2 protein-coding genes and 1 pseudogene are annotated in these 2,024 nt (G+C 73.3%); all 3 read right to left on the minus strand.

Annotation, left to right across the window (positions count from 1 at the left end; translation table 11 throughout):
• Positions 1–187 precede the first annotated feature (187 nt).
• Positions 188–559 carry a hypothetical protein gene (locus ACLEQD_RS42125; protein WP_410391583.1) on the minus strand — a complete coding sequence of 124 codons (372 nt, stop codon included), beginning with the start codon at positions 557–559 and terminating at the stop codon, positions 188–190.
• A pseudogene (locus ACLEQD_RS42130) lies at positions 557–1,758 on the minus strand (AAA family ATPase); the annotation flags it as partial. The gene ACLEQD_RS42125 and the pseudogene ACLEQD_RS42130, both read right to left, overlap by 3 nt.
• A partial coding sequence (locus tag ACLEQD_RS42135) for a hypothetical protein (protein ID WP_410391581.1) occupies positions 1,644–2,024 on the minus strand: 381 nt, incomplete at its 5' end. The gene ACLEQD_RS42135 and the pseudogene ACLEQD_RS42130, both read right to left, overlap by 115 nt.

Consider the following 2,024-nt stretch of genomic DNA (forward strand, 5'->3'; position numbering starts at 1 on the left):
CAAACGCCCAGCGCGAGCGCACCACCGACGCCTGCCCGCGCCGACGATGATCACGGGCGCGCGCTTCGCCTTCGACGAACCGGATGCGCCAGGCGGCTTCGCGAGCCCTTCGGACGCGCGCGCGCCGGATTCTCGGGCTCGGAGCGAACGGTGCCGCCCCGCGCGCTCCGGCCTTGCCGCGCCACCGTCAGGCGGCGTCCCGCGCGAACTGGAGCTGCCCGGCCTGCACGGCCACGCGCACGCGGTCTCCCGCGCCGAACTCACCGGAGAGGATGCGCTCCGCCAGGGGGCCCTCCACCAGCCGCTGCACCACCTGGCGCATCGGCCGCGCGCCCAGCATCGGATCGAAGCCGCCGGACTTGAGCAGGTGACCCACCACGTCCGTGCCCGCCGTGTAGACGATGCCGCGCTCCGTCGCGAGCCGCTTGCTGCTCTCCGCCAGGATGAGCGTGGCGATCTTCGCCACCTCCTGCTCCGCCAGCGGACGGAACGGCAGCCGTTCGTCGATGCGGTTCCACAGCTCCGGAGGCAGCGCCTTGCGCGCCGTGTCCGACGCCATGTCCAGCGCCTTGCCCTCGGCCGCGTCCGCCGCGCCGAAGCCCACCGCGCGGCCCGTGCGGTTGAACGCCTCCGCGCCCAGGTTCGTGGTCATCACGATGACCGTGTTCGAGAAGTCGATGTGCCGGCCCTTGCCGTCCGTCAGCCGCCCCTCCTCCAGCACCTGGAGCAGCAGCATCTGCACCTCGCGGTGCGCCTTCTCGATCTCGTCCAGCACCACCACCGACGACGGCCGCCGGCGCACCGGCTCCGTGAGCTGCCCGCCCTCGCCGAAGCCCACGTAGCCGCGGGCGAACCGATGAGGCGCGACACGCCGTGGGACTCGGACATCTCGCTCATGTCCAGGCGCACCAGCGCGTCCCGGTTGCCGAACAGCACCTCCGCCAGCGCCCGCGCCATCTCCGTCTTGCCCACGCCCGTGGGGCCCAGGAAGAGGAAGCTGCCCATGGGCCGGCGCGACGCGAAGCCCGCGTAGTTGCGGCGGATGACCCGCGCGATGCGCACCACCGCGTCGCCGTGGCCAATCACGCGCTCCGCCAGGTCGCTCTCCAGCCGCAGGAGCCGCGCGGAGTCCTTCATCAGCAGCCGCTCTTCCGGCACGCCCGCCAGCTTCGCCACCACGCGCGCCACGTCCGCCGCGTCCACCCGCTGCTTGCCCTCGCGGTGGCAGCGGCTGCCCGCCAGGTCCACCACGCTGATGGCCTTGTCCGGCATGAACCGGTCCGTCACGTAGCGGCTCGCCAGCGACGCGGCCGCCTCCAGCGCCTCCGGCAGGTAGCGCAGCGCGTGGTGCTCCTCGTAGCGCCCGATGATGCCCTGGAGGATCTGCACCGTCTCCGGCACCGACGGCTCGTTCACCACCACCGGCGTGAAGCGCCGCTCCAGCGCCGGGTCCGCCGCGATGAACTTGCGGTACTCGTCGTGCGTCGTCGCCCCGATGCAGGGGAACTCGCCGCGCGCCATCGCCGTCTTCAGCTCGTTGGCCGCGTCCTGCGGGCCCTCGCCCGTGGAGCCCGCGCCCACCAGCGTGTGGATTTCGTCGATGAAGACGACCACGCGCCCCTCGGCCCGGCGGACCTCTTCCTTCAGGGCGTTGAGCTTCTCCGAGAACGAGCCGCGCAGCTGCGTGCCCGCCACCAGCGTGGCCATGTCCAGCTCCACGAGGACCTTCTCCGCCAGCGTGCCGCGCAGCCCCAGCAGGCGCTGCGCCACGCCCTCCACCACCGCCGTCTTGCCCACGCCGGCTCGCCCAGGAGGCACGGGTTGTTGGTGCGGCGCTTGCCCAGGATGTCGATGACCTCCTCGACCTCCCGCGCGCGGCCCACCACCGGGTCCAGCTTCCCCTCGCGGGCCGCCTGGCTCAGGTTGCGCCCCAGCGACGTGAGCATCGGGAACGCCTTGGCGTCCAGCGTCAGGGCCTGCCCGCGGGCCTGCGAGGGCGGCGGCGCGGCCGGCCGGGAGCACCG

It is taken from the genome of Corallococcus sp. 4LFB, from assembly GCF_046520365.1.
In the GTDB taxonomy this organism is placed as follows: domain Bacteria; phylum Myxococcota; class Myxococcia; order Myxococcales; family Myxococcaceae; genus Corallococcus; species Corallococcus caeni.